Annotated in this window: 26 protein-coding genes; 15 read left to right on the top strand and 11 right to left on the bottom strand. The window is 50.6% G+C overall.

What is annotated here, in order from left to right; genetic code table 11:
- Positions 1-6: 6 nt before the first annotated feature.
- From P0Y67_RS05965 to P0Y67_RS05925, 9 genes are all read left to right on the top strand, one after another.
- A complete protein-coding gene (locus P0Y67_RS05965) occupies positions 7-339 on the top strand; it encodes a hypothetical protein (RefSeq protein ID WP_218384546.1) in 333 nt (110 codons plus the stop codon).
- A 15-nt stretch (positions 340-354) separates the two neighbouring features.
- Complete coding sequence (locus P0Y67_RS05960; RefSeq protein WP_342391123.1) at positions 355-687, top strand: hypothetical protein; 333 nt, start codon at positions 355-357, stop codon at positions 685-687.
- Between the two features lie 11 nt (positions 688-698).
- Positions 699-1,028 carry a hypothetical protein gene (locus P0Y67_RS05955; RefSeq protein ID WP_342391122.1) on the top strand — a complete coding sequence of 110 codons (330 nt, stop codon included), beginning with the start codon at positions 699-701 and terminating at the stop codon, positions 1,026-1,028.
- Complete coding sequence (locus P0Y67_RS05950) at positions 1,029-1,358, top strand: hypothetical protein (RefSeq protein WP_342391121.1); 330 nt, start codon at positions 1,029-1,031, stop codon at positions 1,356-1,358. It abuts the gene before it with no gap.
- 38 nt (positions 1,359-1,396) lie between these two features.
- The gene (locus P0Y67_RS05945) at positions 1,397-1,741 is read left to right on the top strand and encodes a hypothetical protein (RefSeq protein ID WP_342391120.1); all 345 of its coding nucleotides are present in this window, start codon (positions 1,397-1,399) and stop codon (positions 1,739-1,741) included.
- Positions 1,742-1,812: 71 nt separating this feature from the next.
- Complete coding sequence (locus P0Y67_RS05940) at positions 1,813-2,163, top strand: hypothetical protein (protein WP_342391119.1); 351 nt, start codon at positions 1,813-1,815, stop codon at positions 2,161-2,163.
- A gap of 10 nt (positions 2,164-2,173) precedes the next feature.
- Complete coding sequence (locus P0Y67_RS05935; protein WP_342391118.1) at positions 2,174-2,530, top strand: hypothetical protein; 357 nt, start codon at positions 2,174-2,176, stop codon at positions 2,528-2,530.
- 6 nt (positions 2,531-2,536) lie between these two features.
- Positions 2,537-2,875: a hypothetical protein gene (locus P0Y67_RS05930; RefSeq protein WP_342391117.1), complete on the top strand. Its 339-nt coding sequence runs from the start codon at positions 2,537-2,539 to the stop codon at positions 2,873-2,875.
- On the top strand, positions 2,875-3,216 hold the full coding sequence (locus P0Y67_RS05925; RefSeq protein ID WP_342391116.1) for a hypothetical protein: 342 nt from the start codon (positions 2,875-2,877) through the stop codon (positions 3,214-3,216). The genes P0Y67_RS05930 and P0Y67_RS05925 overlap by 1 nt, the downstream gene beginning before the upstream one ends.
- Positions 3,217-3,261: 45 nt before the next feature.
- Here P0Y67_RS05925 and P0Y67_RS05920 read toward each other — a convergent pair whose 3' ends face one another.
- The 7 genes from P0Y67_RS05920 to P0Y67_RS05890 form a co-directional block, all read right to left on the bottom strand.
- Positions 3,262-3,591, bottom strand: a complete 330-nt coding sequence (locus tag P0Y67_RS05920; protein ID WP_342391115.1) for a hypothetical protein — start codon at positions 3,589-3,591, stop codon at positions 3,262-3,264.
- Positions 3,592-3,623: 32 nt separating this feature from the next.
- Complete coding sequence (locus tag P0Y67_RS05915) at positions 3,624-3,926, bottom strand: hypothetical protein (RefSeq protein ID WP_342391114.1); 303 nt, start codon at positions 3,924-3,926, stop codon at positions 3,624-3,626.
- 17 nt (positions 3,927-3,943) lie between these two features.
- The gene (locus P0Y67_RS05910) at positions 3,944-4,297 is read right to left on the bottom strand and encodes a hypothetical protein (RefSeq protein WP_342391113.1); all 354 of its coding nucleotides are present in this window, start codon (positions 4,295-4,297) and stop codon (positions 3,944-3,946) included.
- A 198-nt stretch (positions 4,298-4,495) separates the two neighbouring features.
- A complete protein-coding gene (locus P0Y67_RS05905; protein WP_342391112.1) occupies positions 4,496-4,849 on the bottom strand; it encodes a NirD/YgiW/YdeI family stress tolerance protein in 354 nt (117 codons plus the stop codon).
- A 200-nt stretch (positions 4,850-5,049) separates the two neighbouring features.
- Positions 5,050-5,622, bottom strand: coding sequence for a TetR/AcrR family transcriptional regulator (locus tag P0Y67_RS05900; protein ID WP_342391111.1), 573 nt, complete (start codon positions 5,620-5,622; stop codon positions 5,050-5,052).
- Positions 5,623-5,677: 55 nt separating this feature from the next.
- Positions 5,678-7,120, bottom strand: coding sequence for a coniferyl aldehyde dehydrogenase (locus P0Y67_RS05895; protein ID WP_446728802.1), 1,443 nt, complete (start codon positions 7,118-7,120; stop codon positions 5,678-5,680).
- Positions 7,121-7,304: 184 nt separating this feature from the next.
- On the bottom strand, positions 7,305-7,934 hold the full coding sequence (locus P0Y67_RS05890; protein WP_342391110.1) for a tRNA-uridine aminocarboxypropyltransferase: 630 nt from the start codon (positions 7,932-7,934) through the stop codon (positions 7,305-7,307).
- Between the two features lie 77 nt (positions 7,935-8,011).
- Here P0Y67_RS05890 and P0Y67_RS05885 point away from each other — a divergent pair, with 77 nt between their 5' ends.
- A complete protein-coding gene (locus tag P0Y67_RS05885) occupies positions 8,012-8,470 on the top strand; it encodes an EVE domain-containing protein (RefSeq protein WP_046220450.1) in 459 nt (152 codons plus the stop codon).
- Positions 8,471-8,665: 195 nt separating this feature from the next.
- On the opposite strand, the gene P0Y67_RS05880 is transcribed toward P0Y67_RS05885, so the two are convergent.
- Positions 8,666-9,463, bottom strand: coding sequence for a Cof-type HAD-IIB family hydrolase (locus tag P0Y67_RS05880; RefSeq protein WP_027250502.1), 798 nt, complete (start codon positions 9,461-9,463; stop codon positions 8,666-8,668).
- Positions 9,464-9,605: 142 nt separating this feature from the next.
- The gene (locus P0Y67_RS05875; RefSeq protein ID WP_342391109.1) at positions 9,606-10,670 is read right to left on the bottom strand and encodes an alpha/beta fold hydrolase; all 1,065 of its coding nucleotides are present in this window, start codon (positions 10,668-10,670) and stop codon (positions 9,606-9,608) included.
- 148 nt (positions 10,671-10,818) lie between these two features.
- Between P0Y67_RS05875 and P0Y67_RS05870 the strand changes: the two genes are divergently transcribed.
- Positions 10,819-12,039 (top strand): EAL and HDOD domain-containing protein, encoded by a 1,221-nt coding sequence (locus P0Y67_RS05870; RefSeq protein WP_342391108.1) that lies wholly within the window; start codon positions 10,819-10,821, stop codon positions 12,037-12,039.
- A 78-nt stretch (positions 12,040-12,117) separates the two neighbouring features.
- Here the strand turns inward: P0Y67_RS05870 and P0Y67_RS05865 are convergent, their stop codons facing one another.
- The gene (locus P0Y67_RS05865) at positions 12,118-13,713 is read right to left on the bottom strand and encodes an AbgT family transporter (RefSeq protein WP_342391107.1); all 1,596 of its coding nucleotides are present in this window, start codon (positions 13,711-13,713) and stop codon (positions 12,118-12,120) included.
- A gap of 477 nt (positions 13,714-14,190) precedes the next feature.
- Between P0Y67_RS05865 and P0Y67_RS05860 the strand changes: the two genes are divergently transcribed.
- The gene (locus tag P0Y67_RS05860) at positions 14,191-15,195 is read left to right on the top strand and encodes an acyltransferase (protein ID WP_342391106.1); all 1,005 of its coding nucleotides are present in this window, start codon (positions 14,191-14,193) and stop codon (positions 15,193-15,195) included.
- Positions 15,196-15,226: 31 nt separating this feature from the next.
- Here P0Y67_RS05860 and P0Y67_RS05855 read toward each other — a convergent pair whose 3' ends face one another.
- Entirely contained in the window at positions 15,227-15,658 is a 432-nt protein-coding gene (locus P0Y67_RS05855; protein ID WP_342391105.1) for a DUF2500 domain-containing protein, read from the bottom strand.
- 54 nt (positions 15,659-15,712) lie between these two features.
- Between P0Y67_RS05855 and P0Y67_RS05850 the strand changes: the two genes are divergently transcribed.
- The 3 genes from P0Y67_RS05850 (at position 15,713) to P0Y67_RS05840 (ending at position 18,020) form a co-directional block, all read left to right on the top strand.
- Positions 15,713-16,078 (top strand): hypothetical protein, encoded by a 366-nt coding sequence (locus P0Y67_RS05850; RefSeq protein ID WP_027250508.1) that lies wholly within the window; start codon positions 15,713-15,715, stop codon positions 16,076-16,078.
- Between the two features lie 969 nt (positions 16,079-17,047).
- Positions 17,048-17,674 (top strand): lysoplasmalogenase, encoded by a 627-nt coding sequence (locus tag P0Y67_RS05845; protein ID WP_027250509.1) that lies wholly within the window; start codon positions 17,048-17,050, stop codon positions 17,672-17,674.
- A gap of 22 nt (positions 17,675-17,696) precedes the next feature.
- Positions 17,697-18,020 (top strand): putative signal transducing protein, encoded by a 324-nt coding sequence (locus P0Y67_RS05840; protein ID WP_342391104.1) that lies wholly within the window; start codon positions 17,697-17,699, stop codon positions 18,018-18,020.
- Positions 18,021-18,062: the final 42 nt, after the last annotated feature.

The raw sequence follows: 18,062 nt of genomic DNA, 5'->3' as shown, positions 1-18,062 counted from the left end.
TTTATTATGAGATTATTTGTAATTCTTACGTTGTTTTTTGCTTCATCAACATGGGCTGCATGTAATAACATCGCCTGCTACGGTGTAGGTAAAGATGTGTTAACACGCACCTATCTGGCATCCAGTGGTAATATCTACATTGGTGCTCCTGTTGGTAAAGAAAACCTGAAGTGTGATCTTTATTCAGGTGAGTATATGACTCTGAAAATGAATCATTTGTTATACAGAGAGATTTATTCTACGATTCTGACGGGTATTGCAGCACAAAAGCGGTTGCAAATTCGAATTGTGGAAAACTCACCTGAGTGTGAAGTTTCCTATGTGACGATGACCCCTTGATATTGGCTGGAAATAATGCGAAATTTTTTATTTTTGTTAATGGTTTTTAGTCCGACAGTACTGGCGGAATGTATCCCAACGGCATGTATAGGCGTTGGAAAAGAGGCACTGTTATCTGTTTATCCTAATCAAACCGGGCACATTTACTTACAAGCGCCGGCAGGGAAAGAAAAGCTGAATTGTAAACTGGTCGAAGGCCAATTTATGGTGTTAAAAAACACTCACCCTGTGTTTGATGCCATGTATTCGACAGTACTGACTGCGCTTTCTACTCAAAAGCAATTGACAGTCCGGATTGTTGAAAACTCGGAAGACTGTGAAGTCAGTTATGTCCGAATGTTTATGTGAAGGCGAATAAAATGAAAATAAATCAAATATGTAAGCTGACTATCCTGTGTTTATCTTTGTTTTGGTCAGCGACTTCTGTCGCCACAGATGCAATTTACTGTCCGTATACGAAAGTGCTTGAGCTTCAGGTTCAGCCTGAAAATGTTTTAGTGCATTTAGAAGGGCAAGGGTGGAAACAGTTGGGCACTTACCTGGAACCGGCTTTAGATAGCCGAGTCTCTATCGTACTTGCGGCGCATGCGTCGGGTAAACAAGTCATGATGGCTTTTCCATTGAGCAGTGGCATTGAATGTGAAAAAACCAATTATGGTGTTTCTCCGTATAAAGTAAGGATTCGGTAAATGACCAAGTTTCTTAAATCTGCAGGCTTGCTATTCTTTCTGTTTTCAACCCCATTTTCGATAGCCGAAGAACATTACGTGTCAGGTAAAATTACTAACATTACCGCTATCGAAGGAGCATTGTTAGTGAACGTAGAAAATGGAGTGATTCCTGAAAATTGTGCTGGCACGTCTAATAACTGGATGAAAATAAAGCAGGAAAACACCACTATGATCTCTGTGGTTCTGGCACAGTGGGCTGCCAATAACCGAGTGGCGACTGTGTATACCTCTGGTATTGAAACAGGTGGTAAATACTGTTTAGTCATTCAGGTTGACCCGGCTGGCTGATGTTAATTAACTAATAAGAGAATTTTTTGGAGATTATGATGAGACAACTCTTTGTCTTTTTAATGGTGTTTGCATCTGTAAAATCTTATGCCGTAGATATGAATTTCGTCGGTTCAGGTGTTTCAACCATAAAAACCATTCATTCTTACTCTGAGTTTGGTGGTGGGGATGTTTACTTAAAGCTTGCAGAACCAGAGACCACATCTTGCCCAAGTGGATATTGGTTAAGAAAAACGGATCCTGGCTTTGAGGCCAATTTGTCGATGGCAATTGCAGCATTTCACGCGAAATCGCGTGTGATAGCGTACGGATTACCTGATGAAATGTGGCCGGGTTCACCAACAGGTAAGTATTGTCATCTTTATGCGATCCAGTACCAATAGGATATTGGTTCAATTAAATGTTTAGCCATTAAATGTTCAGCGATGATCTTTAGTTGGCTTCAGCATATTGAATGTTAAAAGTAAAAATGTTGATTAAGATGAAAAAATTAATTTTAAGTTTCATTGTAATGATTGCATTACCATTCTCTGTGTTTGCAGAGAAAGGTGATCCTGAATTTAACCAGCCATTTACTATTACCCAGGTATTCTCCGAAGGCACAACGACGGCAGGGTTTTATACTGCAGAAGCTTTAACTGGGTGCAAGTGGAATATTATGTATCTGGACCTTTCTACAGAATCGGGCAAAGCCATGTTCTCTCAGGTCCTGGCAGCCAAGAGCGCTGGGTTCAAGGTTGTCAGGATTTATTATAAGAAAAATGACAGTGAAACCTGTACGGCAAAAGGCTTACATATCCGATAGGGACATATTAATGAAAAAATACATTTTTATACTGATTGCAGTCTGTTTGTCATCGAATGCTTTTTCAGCAACTAACTACTGGGTTGATACAACAGGGAAAGTATTGAACATTGCCACGTATGCGACTACGGAAACCGTTCTGGTTTTCTTGGATAACAATGGTCAGGACGTCGCTGAATGTTCTGATAAACAAGCGTTTGCAATCAGCAACACCTTGTCTAGTGAGGCAAGAGCAAGAATGTATTCGATGTTATTAGCGGCAAAAACAGCAGGTACACCAATCACAATTGCTTATACCAAAGTGGGTAGCTGTGAAGCGTGGGGCAGTAATAACAGTGTGTACCGCAGAATCATGAGGCTGAGGTAATAAATCATGTTAAAAAAGATGATAGCGGTTTTATCTCTGGCGTTTTCGACAACCGCGTTGGCGGAATTTAGCTGTGAAGTTGAAGTCAATCGCGTGCTGGTATACGCAAATGGCAGTGTGAATGTCCTGCATTCCGGTCGAAATGAGTACACCTATATTTGTAATTTGAACACAGCAAGGCAAGGTGTGGGTATCACCACATGTGCGATGTGGACCAGCATGTTACAAAACATTCAAAAATCGTACGGCAAAGCGATATTTTACTACCCAGGTTCGGGCGACTGCAGCACATTAGCCACTTATGGTAGTGCGCCTGTACCTGTTTATATAGGATCAATGAAGTAATGAAAAACTCCAGTGCGATGAAGCTGTTCATTTCCGTCTTTTTGCTCATTTCTTCTTCATTTGTCTTTGCTGGCTCGGTGACTGGCACGGTATCACGTATCATCGTCAGGGATGATGGTCTGCATTACGTCTATATTAATGGTGATATTATTAATCGTGCAGAGTGCGCAAAGGACTATAAGTATTGGATAATAAAAGACGAAAACAGCACATACGGGAAGTCGCAGTACAGCCTGTTATTGGCAGCGAAAGCCAGCGGAAAAGCCGTTTATATTGAAGGTGCTGGCACCTGTATGCGCTGGGGAGATGGTGAAGACATCAAGTATGTCTCATTTAATTAACTTCTCTGTTAAATAAGCCCGTAAAATTCACTCACGGGCTTGATTTTAGTTAAGGTATATATCTTTTATTTTAAACCAGGGTCCTTCACAACCTTCAATTGTAATGGTCACTGAGAGGTTGGCGGTTTTAGCCGCCAGAATGGCAGATTTGATTGTGTTATCAGCCACACGAAGTCCGGCCCAGCCATTGTTTTCCGGGCATTGGTTATCTGAGATCGCCCTTGTAAAACCGCCTTTTAGTTGGGCTGCAACTGCGCCTTCGGCACTGACAAAGACCCGGCTTATCACCCCGTTATCTTGAGAGTGGCTTGCTGCTTGTAGATGAAAACTCAGTAGTGGCAAGAGTAAGAGGATAAAGGTCGATAGTTTTTTCATTAAAATCTGACTCTGGTTTTCATATAAAATCCTTATTTGAGGTATACACCAACAATGTTACCTTGTCCCTGGGGTGTGCAGTTCTCAAAGCGAATAATTACGGGTTTATTGGAAGCTTGTGCTGTTAATAAAATAGAGACGATCGCATCATATTTAGGGTGGTTAGGCGTTAAATAATATCTGGCACTTGAGCATCCATTAGCAACCAGATCAACAAATGTATTACCATTCATGTCATACACATGAAGGTTTTTGGGGATACTGGCAGAGGTGTAAATAGGCTCTGCAAATGAACAAAAAGAATAAAGTAGTAAGAGTGGAACCAGAATTTTCATAAAATAGCCTTAAGTCTTTATTTTCTTAGTTGAATACTTCTTAATTGGCAGTAATTATCGGCAGATCCCTTCCAAAATCTATCTGTATCATTCCAGACCTGAAACCGAACAGTTTGTTTTGCTACATATGCTGCCATAGCCATGGAAAGTAGCCGGTCTGCATAATCAGAATCTTTAATATATACACCGCCGGGGCACTCAGTAAGGCCTGTCGGCATGGTAATTAAAGTATCACCATCTAATGAAGGGACGACTTCGGCAACACCCCAACTATATATTCCTGTTATCAAACCTGTACTGGTTACCACAATTTCTGCTTGAGATAAATTTGGATAAATAAAAATCGTTAATGCCAGAAATAATTTTTTCATCATATTTTTCCTAATGTTATGAGAAAAATAATAATATCAGGTTTTATTTCTTAGTGAATAAAAATGTTAGTTTTATGATGTGAAAATTATCTTGTGTGGATTAAATGAACTGAAAATAAGGTTAAAAATGGAAAATTATTTATGAGCTGATAGAACAAAGCCCCGCATCGCGGGGCTTTTGTCATTTTAACTCGTTATTCATTGCCCGAGTTGCACGCTGTTGACATCCACTGTGGTGCCGTTGAGGTCTTTGTCGACTTCGCCCATCAGGATTACCTGGGTTTCCGGGCCGACTTGTTTATCGCCCCACAGGTGGTTGTCGATTTCGACGATCATTTCGCCTGTGCTGTCTTTGAAGCGGTAGTCTTCATCGCCGAGTGAGGCGACGATATGGCCGGTCAGGGTGACGCGCGCGTCGTCTTTGGCCTGCATAGCCTGGGCGACGGTTGAGTTGGCACCCTGGGTTTCATTGGGTCCTGTGTAGCCTCCCTGAGCGGCGGTTGCGGCCAGGGGCAGGGCCAGAGTGGCAAATAAGAAGATCACTTTTTTCATGACTGGGTTCTCCGTTATCGGGCTCATGGGAGCAGCGACTGTTTTCAGTATGACAGCTGAGCAACGATTTGCCGCTGTCATCGTGCTGTCTATGTCGCCAGAATAACGAAGAGAACGTGAAGCAAGCGTGAAATTCCCGTCAGGAATATATGAAAACTAGCGATAAAGAAGATTTTTTTATCGCCAATAGTGGTTCGCTATCAGGCTTGCCGGGCCATGCCGTGCCACAGCATATCAAAAGCCGCCTGACGTGAGGCGGGATCGGCTGCCAGTGCCGGTTGCTCGGCAAACAGGCTGACGGTGGATAAAAACAGGCTGTGGCAGGTGTTCAGCATCAGAGGTTGCGGCCAGTCTGCCAGTTCCCCTTGCTGCTGTCCCTGCTCTATCAATTGCGGCAGGAAAGGCAGGGCCTGACTGAGCATGGCATGCTGCTGGCTGAGCAGGTACTGCGGGTCGTTGGCCATCTGGCGCAGGAACTGAAATTGCTGGGGATGGGTAAGCCCCCAGCTGATGGCGGCTTGCCAGATGTGCTGCAACTGCGCCTGTACGCTCAGGCTGGTGTCCGGTGGTATCAGGGCCGTCGCCATGTCTGCTTTGATGCTCAGATACAGAGTTTCGACCAGCACCTGCTTGCTGGCAAAGTGATGGAACAGTGTGCCGTTGGCCACCCCGGCCTCTTTGGCGATCTTGGCGGTGGCAGTGGCCTGAATACCCTGCCGGGTAAAGAGGCTGAGGGCGGCATCTAACAATTGTTGCTTCTTATTCTGGCTCATAGCTCGCTGTCAGTGGAGAAACTGGCTCATCGGGGTGAGCCAGCATAATACAGGTTTAGCGTAAGAAGAAAGTCATCATCAGCTTTTGCACTCTGGCTCGCCAGCCGGTGAAAGGCGGTACGGCCAGTTTGGCGGTATTGATGCGGCCTTTGGTCAGCACGGTTTTGGCTTTGGAGAAAGTCAGAAAGCCTTCCTTACCGTGATAATGGCCCATGCCAGACGGCCCGATACCACCGAAGGGCGCATCGTCGGCCGCGACATGAAACACCGAATCATTGATGGCCATGCCGCCGGCGTGAACATCAGACTTCACGCGCGCTTGCAGGGTTTTGTCCTGCGTCATCAGGTACAAGGCCAGCGGACGGGGGCGCTGCTGGATGTACTGGATGGCCTCGTCGATGTTGCTGTAGGTGATCACCGGCAGCAAGGGGCCGAAGATCTCTTCTTGCATCAGGGTCAGGCTGTCATTCGGGTTCACCAGCAAATGCGGCACCATACGGTGCGCACCGGGGTCGAGGGCATCCGGGTGGACGGTTTCAATCCGGGTGTTGTTCTTGGCGGCTTCAGCCAGCCACTGGCTCAGACGGTCGAACTGGCGCTGGTTGACGACTGAGGTAAAGTCCTGGCTGTGCACGCCTTGCGGATACATTTGCGTAAATTGTTTCTTGAACTCGGCAATGAACGCATCTTCTTTGCCTTCCGGCACTAAGACATAATCCGGTGCCACACAGATCTGGCCCGCATTCAGGCATTTGCCGAAAATCATCCGTTCAATCGCTTGCGGCATATCGGCATCCGGGGCGATCAGGGTCGGTGATTTACCGCCCAGCTCCAGCGTAACCGGGGTGAGGTTATCCGCCGCGGCGCGCATGACATGGCGGCCGATGGCGGTGGAGCCGGTAAACAGCAGATGATCAAACGGCAGTGCCGTAAACGCCGCCGCAATGTCGGCTTCCCCTTCAATGACGGCGACCTCAGTATCAGCAAAGATATCTGCCAGCAGGGCGGTAATGACCCGGTTGGTTTGCGGGGTGAATTCACTCAGCTTAATCATGGCACGGTTGCCGGCCGCCAGCGCAGGGATCAGCGGGCCGATGCTCAGCATGACAGGGAAGTTCCAGGGCACCACGATACCGACCACACCGACCGGCTGGTAAATGACTTCCAGTTTGGCCGGCATCAGTAGCAAGCCGGCGTGACGCCGCGATGGCCGCATCCATTTTTTCAGTCGTTTAATGGTGTAGTTGATCTGCTGGACACAGGGCAGGATGTCGCTCAGCAGAGTATCCTGGTGACTGCGGTGGCCGAAGTCGGCAGACAGGGCTTCACACAGCGCGTCTTTGTGAGCAAGCAAGGCGGCTTTCAGCTGTTTGAGCCGGGCAACCCGGCTGGCATAGTCCGGCATGGTCTGCGCCAGGTACTCATTGTGCTGGGTGTGGAACAGTCGCTGCATAGTGAAAATCTGCTGGCTGTCTTGGCTCGCAGTGGCAAAGGTCATCCCTATCTCCTGTTTTGACAGAGTGAACCGCGTTGACGCGGTTTAGTATCAGAGAATGCCGGCCGGTTTGTCCGTAAACCGACTGACCAGTCGGTTTTAATATAGGGCGGCTCAGCGCTGCGCGCAAGAAATCAGCAAATTTAAATACCGTTCTGTGAGGTGCAGCCCGTGAGGTGCAGCGCGATTATGGCGCCGTCCGGCGCCGCGGATGCCCGCTTTTTTCCGCCGGGAAGGCTGCCAGAAAGGCGTCGAAATACTGCTGTAATGCTTTGGCATCGCTGTGCTCTCCCAGCAGATCCAGCAGGGCGATGCCTGTTTCGCAGGTGCACAGATTGCCCGTCTGCTGATTGCGGCGCAGTGAGTAACAGGAGGCGCGATCCACACTCAGGCTGAGCCTGGGCAGCTTAGCCAGCCACGGGCTTTTGCGCACCATCTTGCGTGCTTCCTGCCAGGTGGCATCAAGCAGAATGAATAACGGGGTTTTGCCTGTCTCGCGCGCAAAGGGGGCCGGGGGATGGGCGTCGTCGGCGGGAAACAGCAGCCAGGGCTGGAGCTTGTCATTGGCTATCAGTGTCAGCAGCGCCTCGGGCGGCTCGGTACGAGACCAAAGCAGGCGCTGGCAATGCGGCAGCGTTCTGGCCATCAGCGCCCCGGTATTGGTGTCTTTGCCAAATTCCTTGCTGTGAGTCAGCAGCACAAAGATCGCCTGAGAGCGCAGGCGCACCTCGGCATGGCAGATACAATTATGAACAAAGCCGCAATTCGGGCAGGGTGTTACCGTTTGTGGAGCAGGTTCGGCGCTCATGGTTGTCATCGCTTATGGTATTCTTGGGTCTGTGACCTCTGATGTTACTGCTCTGGTACCACAAAATCACGACAACAGGATGCGATATGGCTTATTGGTTATTCAAAACGGAACCCGATACTTTCTCTATTGATACCCTCAAGCAGATGAATGTGGCTTGCTGGGAAGGCGTTCGTAACTATCAGGCGCGCAACATGATGCGCGATGAGGTCAAAGTGGGTGACCAGGTCTTTATCTATCACTCTTCGTGCAAAGACATTGGGGTGGTGGGGATTGCCAAAGTGGTGCGCGAGGCCTATCCCGATCATTTTCAGTTTGATCCCGACAGCCCGTATTTCGACCCGAAATCCGATCCCGCCAATCCGCGCTGGGTAATGGTGGACATCGAGTATGTGCGCCATCTGCGCCTGGTCACGCTGAAACGCATCAAAGCCAATGATGCGCTGCATGAAATGCCGCTGGTGCAGCGTGGCAACCGCCTCAGCATCATGCCGGTCACGGAGCAACAGTGGCAGGAAGTGCTGCGTATGACAGGGCAGTTTTAACACACTGGGATCGTGGTTGATTGTTCCCTCCCCTTGACAAGGGGAGGGTGGGGTTCGAACGGCGGGCGCGGATTTTTGCGTTTGTGCCGTATAACCCCCTCCTAGCCTCCCCCTTGAAAAGGGGGAGGGATCGTATTGAGTTTGCTGAAACCACGAATATTCCCTCCCCATTGAAAAGGAAGCAGGGGAAGTGGCTTACAGCAGATGCTCGGCCAGATAATGCGCCACGGCTTCGTCGGCGCATGAACCAATCACGCCATTGTCAGGCAGGGCGGCCATCACTTTGTGGTGAGCTGTGCCCATTACCAGACCTTTGCCGGCCATGCTCAGCATTTCCACATCATTCATACCGTCACCGAAGGCGATACAGTCTGTCAGTGCATAGCCTTTCGCTTCGGCAACTGCTGCCAGGGCGTGACCTTTCGACACCCCGACATCCATCACTTCCAGACACCAGGGTGTGGAAAAGGCGATGCTGGCACGCTCGCCAAACACGGCACGGAACTTGTCTTCCAGCACCACCAACTTGTCGTGGTCTTTATCATCACGGGTGAAGAACACCTTCGCCACGCCATCCAGCGGCGGGTTGTTTACGTCAAACAGTTTGTATGTAAAGGTTTGGTGGAAATCACGCAGATACGCATCTTCGATGTTGAGCAGCCAGTCATCATGCCGGTAGATATGAATACGTAAGTCCGGCTCGTCTTTGGTGAGCTCCATCAATCCCAAAATCACTTCAGGCTGCACGTCCTGCTGGAACAGCACTTCGCCCTGACAGGTATGCACCCGGGCACCGTTGGAGGTGATCATGAAAGCCGGAATGCCCAGTTGCTCACGCATTTCGGCCACATCGACATGGTGGCGGCCGGTTGCGAAGACGAAATCTTTGCCTTGCTGGTGCAGCTGCTGGAGTACCTCTTTGGTGAAAGGGGCGATTTTATGATCGGGTGTCAGCAGAGTACCGTCGAGATCAGAAGCAACAATTTTATACATGGCACGTCTCTTTCTTTGATGGCTGCACCGGTTCGGGCCAGCCGGGTGATTTACCTACACAGGCAGTGTAAACCAGATTGGGATCAAGAAAAGAGGCTAATCTGCGACCCCGGTTTTTTCCGCTATTTCAGTCAGTGTGAGTTCAGCTTGGCTGACTGCTGGCCACCAGCGGGGTGGCGGCTGTCGCTGGCTGGCTGAACCGGGCGAAGTGTTCCAGCACAGCCGTGACCGCCTGTACCCGCTGCGAGTCCTGCTCGAAAAGCACTTCATGGCGGGCGCCTTTGATCACCTTCACCTGACACTGCCCGCCGGCCTGTTTGATCTGCTGGCTAAACAGGTTCTGCGCCCGGTTGTCGACTATAGTGTCCTGTTCATTTTGCAGCAGCAGTACCGGGCAGCGGATCTGACCGGCCAGTGCCACCGACTGGCGCGCGGCGCTCAATGCCTGCCAGACCCATCGGGAGCTGGGGCCGCCCAGTTTTAATGCCGGCTGATCTTCATACAGATTGCGGAACCACTCGTAACGGCACTTACTCTGGCATAAGGGGTTATCGGCAAAGGGCTTGGGATAATAAGGGGTCTGCCCTGGCGCATAGCCGGGCTGACGCTGGAGCTGCTCGGCGACTCTGGCCAGCGGCGAGGCAATAGGTTTCATCCAGTGGCTGACTTTGATGCCGTGCATCGGGGCGCTCAGCACGGCCGCTTCGATAGCATCCGGGTACTGGGCCAGATACAGGCTGGTGACTGTGCCGCCCATCGAATGGCCGAGCATAAAGAGCTGCTGGTAGCCCGCCGGTTTGACTATGGTATCTATAAAGGTGTGGAGATCACTGACGTAATCGGCAAACTCTTCCACATGGCCGAGCTGGCTGTCCGGGGTCAAGCGGCCGGAGCAGCCCTGGCCACGGTGGTCCAGGGCAAAAACATCATAGCCCTGACGTGTCAGCTCCCAGCAGAGTTCCTGATATTTATGAAAGGTTTCGACCCGGCCGTTGACCAGCACTATGGCTCTGTCAGCGCTGAACCCGGTCAGGCTCATCCAGGCAATGGGCACGCCTCCGACACCGGCGAACTGACTTTGCCGGCGCTGAGCCCAGCACTCGGCCACCGGTCCGGCCATGGTGGCCGCAAAATCGGGTTCCATACTGATCGCCCCGGCAGGGAGGGAAAATGAAAATCCTTGAGTCATGGGAAGCTTGTCCAACATTTGTCCGCTCTTTGTGGCGATATAAAGGAATTAGTAATATGTTCCAGTATAACGTAAAGTATTGATGGTTTTGGATACGGCATAAAATCTGGTGCCATTCTATTATTGTTATTGTCTTCCACCGGACAGGATCATTAATTTCCCCAATATGTACGCCTACGTTGCTCGTCAACCTATCTTGAACCGCCAGCAGAGAACCGTTGGTTATGAACTGCTGTTTCGTGATGGGGAGCAGAATGCCTTTCCGGACATCGAAGCCAATACGGCCACCAGCCGTTTGCTGGTGGAAAACTACATGGCGGTCGGCGATGATCTGGCCACCGCAAGCCAGCGTACCTTTATCAACTTCCCCCATGACAGCCTGGTGAAATTGCTGCCTTTATTGCTGCCGCGGCACAAGGTAGTGATAGAAGTGCTGGAAACCTGCACCCCGGATGACGAGCTGTTCGCGGCGATACGCCATCTGAACAAACAGGGTTATACCATAGCGCTGGACGACTTTGATCTGCAACCGGCCTGGCAGCGTTTCATGCCCTATGTGCATGTGATTAAGCTCGATTTCATTAAACTGGGTTGTCAGCGCGCCTGTGCTTTTGTGGCCCAGCATGAGAATCGCCGCCTGAAATTTCTGGCCGAAAAAGTCGAAAGCCGGGAGGAGTTTGAAGCCGCCCGGGCTGCCGGTTTTCATCTGTTTCAGGGCTATTATTTCAGTAAGCCTGAGCTGCTGAAAAACCGTCAGGTGACGCCTGAAACCCTGACCACTTTGAGACTGCTGCGGGAAATCAGCCGTACCCCGGTCGATTTTCCCCGTGTCGAGCGCATTATTGCCAGCGACGTGTCCCTGTCTTACCTCTTACTGCGCTATGTCAATTCCGCCGCCCACAGAACCTTATCGCCAATCGGCAACTTTAAGCAGGCGCTGGTGTATCTGGGCGAGGAGAAAATTAAGCTGTTTGTCTCTGTGGTGGCCGCGGCTCATGCTTCTATTCGCAAACCGCGCGAGCTGTATATTCTGTCTTTGCAGCGGGCGCGCATGTGCGAAGAGCTGGCCAGGGGAAGCGGTATTGCCCTGAACAGTGATCAGGCGTTTCTGGCCGGGATGTTTTCGCTGCTCGATGCCTTGCTCGATAAACCGCTGCCTAAACTGCTGGAGCTGTTACCTCTGTCTGAAGAGGTCCACAGCGCTTTATTGCTGCGGCAGGGGCCGCTGGGCGATATTCTGAATTTGCTCGATGCCTACGACAATGCCGACTGGGAAAGTACCGCCCGGTATTGCCAGCGGCTGGGGATGAATGAAGCTCAAGTGGCGAATGTGTATCACCAGACGCTGCGCTGGCTGGCCAGCTATCAGATCCCGTATCAGAAATAAGCTGTGTATCCCGCTGGGGGAAAGAGGAAAAACAAAACCGGGCGTTTGCCCGGTTTGTCGTTTCAGGAGGAAGCAGGATTAGCCGCCAATGTTGTAATAGGTCGCGGCGCCCGGACCGACCGGGATACCCAGTACAAACACCCAGACATAGAACATCAGGCTCCAGCCGACCACGAAGACCATGGAATATGGCAGCATAGTGGCAATCAGGGTGCCCAGTCCCAGATTCTTCTGGTAACGGGTCGCCACCGCCAGAATCATACCGAAGTAGCTCATCATAGGGGTGATGATATTGGTGACTGAGTCGCCGATACGGTACGCCGCCTGAATGGTTTCCGGCGCATAGCCGACCAGCATCAGCATAGGCACGAAGATCGGCGCGGTCACGGCCCACTGTGCCGAGGCGGAACCTATCATCAGGTTGATGAAGCCACACATCAGGATAAAGGCGAAGAACAGCATAGGCCCGGTCAGACCGATGGATTGCAGCATGTCTGCGCCCCCAACAGCAAAGACTTGGCCAAAGTTGGTCCATTTGAAGAATGCCACGAACTGGGCGGCAAAGAACACCAGCACGATATACATGCCCATGGACGACATGGAAGCCGACATCGCACTGATCACGTCGCGATCTGTCTTCATGGTGCCGACGACTTTACCGTACGCAAAGCCAGGGATGGCGAAGAACACAAAGATGAAAGCCACTATGCCTTTCAGGAAAGGCGAGCCCGCCACCAGACCGGTCTCAGGATGACGCAGGATGCCGTTTTCCGGCACGATAGTCAGCGCCAGCAGGACAGACACCGCCAGTGCTGCCAGCCCTGCCACTTTCAGACCTTTCTTTTCCAGATCCGTCAGCGCGCCCATTTTGTCTTTGCCCAGATCGTCGCTGGCTTCTTCGACATTGTAAGTGCCCAGTTTCGGCTCCACAATTTTCTCGGTCACAAAGGCACCCATGATGGTGATCGCGAACGTTGAGGCAAACATGAAGTACCAGTTCACTTCCGGACCAACCTGATAGGTCGGGTCAATCATTTGCGCGGCCGTCTGGGTAATTCCGGACAGCAGGGGATCGACTGTGCCCAGCAGCAGGTTAGCGCTGTAGCCACCGGAGACACCGGCAAAAGCCGCGGCCAGACCCGCCAGCGGGTGACGACCCAGCGAGTGGAACAGCATGGCGGCCAGTGGGATCAGCACCACATAACCCAGCTCAGAAGCCGTATTGGAAATGATACCGGCAAACACCACCACCAGAGTCACCATGCGGCGGGACGCGCCCATGACCAGTCCGCGCATTGCAGCAGAAAGTAAGCCAGAATATTCTGCAATCGCGACACCCAGCATGGCCACCAGCACGGTGCCCAGCGGAGCAAAGCCTGTGAAGTTTTTCACCAGATTGGCCACTATCATTTGCAGACCTTCGGCGTTCATCAGGCTGATCACGTGGATCATGCCGTCGGCGGCACGTCCCGGGGCGCCTTCCGGGCGCGGGTCTGGCACTGAAACGCCAAAGTAGCCGGCAATGCCGGAAGCAATCAGTATTGCCAGGCTGAACAGGGCGAAAAGGGTGATAGGGTGCGGCAGCAGGTTACCCAGCCACTCAACCGTATCCAGAAAACGCGTAAAGAGCGTTTTTTTGGTATTCAACTGTTTTTGTGAAGCACTCGAATGCATCACGACCTCCATTCTTACGTCATGTACCCGTCAATGGGCATCTTAATCGGTGCGGGAGGTTACGCTATTGTTAACACCATAAACAAGATAAAAATGTGTCTAAATGTTTCTGTTGTATGTTTTATAACTGCATACTGACGATCAACTTAGTTTTTTGTGTTCATTTTTGTGTTAACCGTGGACCATTTTACTTTTCTATATGCCTGCTGTTGATTATTTGTGCGAGTGACTCAGAGAATAAAGGACTCAGTTTTGCCTGGCCTGCTTCCTATGATGGCTGTAAAAGTGTGACTAATACCTCGTTTTGGTGTGAATTTAATAAAACATCATTCAAATTATCAATTTGATAACATACTGATAAGCATCTGCCTTTAGTTTGTGTAGACGACACGCCAGGAAGGCATGCACAAATTCTGAACAGGCAACTCATGACGCTTTCTTATTGAAAGAGGGGTTGTAACAAGTGAAGGAGATCCCATGCGGGAAAAAATAGTCTTTGTCGACTTACTGCGCTGTGTTGCCGCCGCTGCTGTGGTTGTGATCCATGTGTTAGGGCCTTACCGTGAACTGATCGGGCAGATCCCGGACCATGCCTGGATAACCGCAGTGAGTTATAACAGCTTCAGCCGTTGGGCGGTGCCTGTCTTTATCATGATCAGCGGCGCGCTCATGCTGACAGACATCCGGCCGTTTGAGTTTGGCTATTATGTCCGGCGGCGGCTGGGCAAGGTATTGATCCCCTTTCTGGTGTGGTCGGTGTTTTATGCGTTTTTTTCCGGCCTGACCCTGGACGGCTATCAGAACAGTGTCGCGATGGCGACACTGGTTCACATGCCAGAGCATGAAACCTATTATCACCTGGGCTTTTTTTACTACTTCCTGCCTTTGTATCTGGTGATACCGTTTTTGCAGGCGTGGGTGAAGCGGGCTGATCCCACGGCGGTGAAAGGGGTGACGCTGGTGTGGATGCTGCTGACGGCTTTGTTTTTGTTTTACATCGACGGTCCCTGGAGCCACCAGTTGGTGCTTTACAGCGGGTATTTGCTGCTGGGCTACTGTCTTTATCGTTATTCCTGGCCGACCCTGGGCTGGTTACTTCCCCTGGGCGTGGCGGGCTTGTTACTGACGGATTATATGGTACTCAGCCAAAGCTTTGCGGCGGGTGAATATACTGTGGGCCGCTGGCTGTCTTACAAAACTCTGAATACTGTGCTCATCGCCGCGATGGTTTTTGTGGTGTGCCGTTATATTGCTAATCGCCTCAGTGAAGAGACGCTTGCCAAGCTGGCTTTTGTGAGCCGCTACAGTCTGGGTATTTACCTGTTGCACCCGATTTTTCTGTGGCCGGTCAGGGCGTTTGATTGGTACTTTATTCACCCTGTTGTGATGATACCGTTCTGGACTCTGGCGGCCGGCGGCCTTGCTTTGCTGGCGAGCTGGCTGCTCAGCCGTCACCGGCTGACGGCCTGGCTGGTGCCCTGATGACACCGTCTTACTGACGTGGCGACATTTGTCAGCGTTTCAGCGCAAAGTGCAGAAATTGCCGACCCCGGTAAGTCAGGGTGCCTGAGTCACCGGCATTCAGGGCGTGGAAATAGTGCGGTCCGATCTGGAAATCACGTTTGGGGCCGCCTGTTACCGGCTGGACATACAGCCAGTATTCCTCACTGTCGCCGCCTGACTGAGTGTTGTTGAGAGCGACACTCTGTTTATCGAGTATCAGCACCTCTATTGTCTTTTCTATCGCCGCGTTGCCCGACAGATGACGGCGGTAGATGTAAGTGAATGAGGCGACAGCAACAACAAGCAACACCAGAAGAATCAGAAAAGGGGTAACGGGCATAGCAGGCTCCTTAGGTAACTGCCCGCTATTATGCTTGAGTGTGTAGCGGGTTGTCTGTGACAGAATGCGGCTATGGTGAGATCGCTGCCGGTAGATTTGCAACTGGCTGGTCTCCTTGTAAGGTTAAAGAAGAAGTGTGTAGCAGGAGAGATGTGGGTGTCAGAAATTGAATTAGTGGTGAGCCGGAGCCGGCGCCTCGAGCATTTGCTGCGGCACCATTATCATGCGGAAGGAAAAGGGCTGCATCAGTTAATTACCAGCTGTGAAGAGCGTTTGCCTCACGAGATCATCCCGACCCTGCGTTATGTGGCCACCATACGCAATAAAGTGGTGCATGAGGAAGGATTTAGCCTGGATGACAGTCGTCGCTTTCGCCGGGCCTGCCAGGCGTGCGAAAAAGAGCTGACGCCCCGCAGTGCGCGCAGGGTGTGGGCGGTTGCCGTTTTGTTGGTGCTGGGCATGACCGCCCTGGCGCTGTGGTTTTATTCAAACAATTGGCACCATATAAAGCTGGATCCGTAACGGATGGCGCATGATGGCGACAAAATAAAAAAGGTGCCCCAGGCACCTTTTTTATTGGCTAATTTTATCTTTTGCTTAATAAAGCACAGGCAGCAACATGAGACCGGCGACGACGGCGATCATGACAAGCCCTTGTTTTTGGGAAGGTGATAACATAGTTATAGGCTCCTGTTATGTTGCTGGAAAATTTGTTAAGAAAAGAATAGCACTTTTTTTATCGCCTGATCAAAGGAAGAGTGTGATATTTAGCAATAAATTTACTTTTAGTTGTCATGAAATCCCTTTGTTGATGACATTTGGCTGCTGAAAATGGTGAGGTCAAAAAACAATCTGATTGGGTTATTAAGTTTTAATTTTGTTTTAAGTATCTGATTATTTTGTTTTTTTAATGGACTTGTGTTTTTGTTTTTATCCGTGTTTAAGTTCTGATTGTGGTTTTGTGCTCTGGCGGCGTCTGGCGTTAGCTACCATTGTTTTTCGTGATAAAACTAAAGAAAACCGGTTCAGGTATACAGCCAGGTCAGGTTTTTGCATACGATTTGCGTTATTAATCGACATTCAGCGCTTGGTAACTGCGCGGGTGTCCGGTATGAGGGTTGAAGGCTGCTCTGATCTGTTATTGGTGCTGTAATTTATTTTATCTATTTGTTTTTAATGTATTTTTATTTTTATTTTGAACGTGGTTTCTATCCGATTTCTTTGCTTGATTCGCTAAACTAAAGCGGTATTTAGCGCATTAGTACGAGCCTGGCGGTTTTGGCAGCGGAAGCGCATTGTTTTTGTTCCCAGGCAGGGAATCGCAGCCATAGCATTGAACGAAAAGGAATAAAAGTGGCGGTAAAGGAATAAGTTATATGAAAGTGTGATGGATCACAGAGGTGAGAATTGACCGGGTTTCTGGCCTATCTGAGCTAGACAAACTGTGTTTGCTTTTTACACTGTCACAGCTTTGATAACTCGGGTGAACGTATGTGGGTCTGGTTAGCCGTCTCTTTTTCTGCTTTGTTACATATCAATGCCGCTTACCGCGGTCCGCAGTGGCAGTTTTATTTGTTTAAACCGCTGACGATTGTCTTGCTGCTGGCAACGATCCTGCAGTTTGGCCAAAGTGATGGCTATCAGCAATGGATCATTGCCGGTCTGCTGTGCTCGGTTGCCGGGGACATTTTTCTTATGTTGCCCAAAGACAAGTTTGTGCCGGGCCTGACCAGTTTCTTGCTGGCGCACATAGTGTATTCACTGGCCTTCTGGAATGAGCTGTCCGGCTCGATTGTCTGGTGGCTGCCTGCCTTGCTGATGGGGGCCGGGATTATCGTCTATCTGCTGTTGCTGCCGTCGCTGGGCCGGTTGGCTCTGCCGGTCGGTGTCTATATAGGGGTGATTTTGCAAATGACCTGGGCGGCGGGTGAGTACTGGCTGACGACCCGCACAGGTGCCGGCCTGGCCGCATTTGCCGGGGCGCTGGTATTTCTGGTCTCTGATACCTTGCTGGCCCTGGATAGGTTCAGAGGCCATTTCAGAGCAGCCACCGGCAGTATCATGACCACCTATTATCTTGCCCAGTCGCTCTTAGTGGTCAGTGTGCTGCTACGCTGATGATAAAGAGAAGAGGTGGGTAATGGCAGCTAGCTGGCAACAGATCTACCGGGCGGGCAACAGCCTTGAAGCGCACACCCTGAAAGGACTGCTGGAACATGCCGGTTTGGCGGTGCGTCTGACCGGGGAAAATCTCGGGGCGGCTGCCGGGGAATTACCGGCGGATGTGGTACAGGTGACAGTCTGGGTATCGGCACAGGATGCATTCCAGGCGCGCCAGTTACTCGCCGGGTACGAGAAGGGTAATCAGCGGCGCTGGCGGTGCGTGTCCTGCGGCGAAGAGAACGAAGGCCAGTTCGACTGGTGCTGGCAATGCGGCACCGATAAACCCGAGACCGAGCGCTGAATCGCTGAATCAATAAATTAATGAATCAACGAAGGGCGCCGT

This window comes from Photobacterium sp. SP02 (genome assembly GCF_038519165.1).
Lineage (GTDB): Bacteria > Pseudomonadota > Gammaproteobacteria > Enterobacterales > Vibrionaceae > Photobacterium > Photobacterium halotolerans.
Note: the sequence above shows the minus strand (reverse complement) of the source record. Positions and strands in the feature narration are given on the sequence as shown.

Coding starts and splice junctions, on each gene's coding strand:
- P0Y67_RS05965 (WP_218384546.1), top strand. CDS start 7: ATGAGATTATTTGTAATTCTTACGTTGTTTTTTGCTTCATCAACATGG.
- P0Y67_RS05960 (WP_342391123.1), top strand. CDS start 355: ATGCGAAATTTTTTATTTTTGTTAATGGTTTTTAGTCCGACAGTACTG.
- P0Y67_RS05955 (WP_342391122.1), top strand. CDS start 699: ATGAAAATAAATCAAATATGTAAGCTGACTATCCTGTGTTTATCTTTG.
- P0Y67_RS05950 (WP_342391121.1), top strand. CDS start 1,029: ATGACCAAGTTTCTTAAATCTGCAGGCTTGCTATTCTTTCTGTTTTCA.
- P0Y67_RS05945 (WP_342391120.1), top strand. CDS start 1,397: ATGAGACAACTCTTTGTCTTTTTAATGGTGTTTGCATCTGTAAAATCT.
- P0Y67_RS05940 (WP_342391119.1), top strand. CDS start 1,813: ATGTTAAAAGTAAAAATGTTGATTAAGATGAAAAAATTAATTTTAAGT.
- P0Y67_RS05935 (WP_342391118.1), top strand. CDS start 2,174: ATGAAAAAATACATTTTTATACTGATTGCAGTCTGTTTGTCATCGAAT.
- P0Y67_RS05930 (WP_342391117.1), top strand. CDS start 2,537: ATGTTAAAAAAGATGATAGCGGTTTTATCTCTGGCGTTTTCGACAACC.
- P0Y67_RS05925 (WP_342391116.1), top strand. CDS start 2,875: ATGAAAAACTCCAGTGCGATGAAGCTGTTCATTTCCGTCTTTTTGCTC.
- P0Y67_RS05920 (WP_342391115.1), bottom strand. CDS start 3,591: ATGAAAAAACTATCGACCTTTATCCTCTTACTCTTGCCACTACTGAGT.
- P0Y67_RS05915 (WP_342391114.1), bottom strand. CDS start 3,926: ATGAAAATTCTGGTTCCACTCTTACTACTTTATTCTTTTTGTTCATTT.
- P0Y67_RS05910 (WP_342391113.1), bottom strand. CDS start 4,297: ATGAAAAAATTATTTCTGGCATTAACGATTTTTATTTATCCAAATTTA.
- P0Y67_RS05905 (WP_342391112.1), bottom strand. CDS start 4,849: ATGAAAAAAGTGATCTTCTTATTTGCCACTCTGGCCCTGCCCCTGGCC.
- P0Y67_RS05900 (WP_342391111.1), bottom strand. CDS start 5,622: ATGAGCCAGAATAAGAAGCAACAATTGTTAGATGCCGCCCTCAGCCTC.
- P0Y67_RS05895 (WP_446728802.1), bottom strand. CDS start 7,120: ATGACCTTTGCCACTGCGAGCCAAGACAGCCAGCAGATTTTCACTATG.
- P0Y67_RS05890 (WP_342391110.1), bottom strand. CDS start 7,934: ATGACAACCATGAGCGCCGAACCTGCTCCACAAACGGTAACACCCTGC.
- P0Y67_RS05885 (WP_046220450.1), top strand. CDS start 8,012: ATGGCTTATTGGTTATTCAAAACGGAACCCGATACTTTCTCTATTGAT.
- P0Y67_RS05880 (WP_027250502.1), bottom strand. CDS start 9,463: ATGTATAAAATTGTTGCTTCTGATCTCGACGGTACTCTGCTGACACCC.
- P0Y67_RS05875 (WP_342391109.1), bottom strand. CDS start 10,670: ATGTTGGACAAGCTTCCCATGACTCAAGGATTTTCATTTTCCCTCCCT.
- P0Y67_RS05870 (WP_342391108.1), top strand. CDS start 10,819: ATGTACGCCTACGTTGCTCGTCAACCTATCTTGAACCGCCAGCAGAGA.
- P0Y67_RS05865 (WP_342391107.1), bottom strand. CDS start 13,713: ATGCATTCGAGTGCTTCACAAAAACAGTTGAATACCAAAAAAACGCTC.
- P0Y67_RS05860 (WP_342391106.1), top strand. CDS start 14,191: ATGCGGGAAAAAATAGTCTTTGTCGACTTACTGCGCTGTGTTGCCGCC.
- P0Y67_RS05845 (WP_027250509.1), top strand. CDS start 17,048: ATGTGGGTCTGGTTAGCCGTCTCTTTTTCTGCTTTGTTACATATCAAT.
- P0Y67_RS05840 (WP_342391104.1), top strand. CDS start 17,697: ATGGCAGCTAGCTGGCAACAGATCTACCGGGCGGGCAACAGCCTTGAA.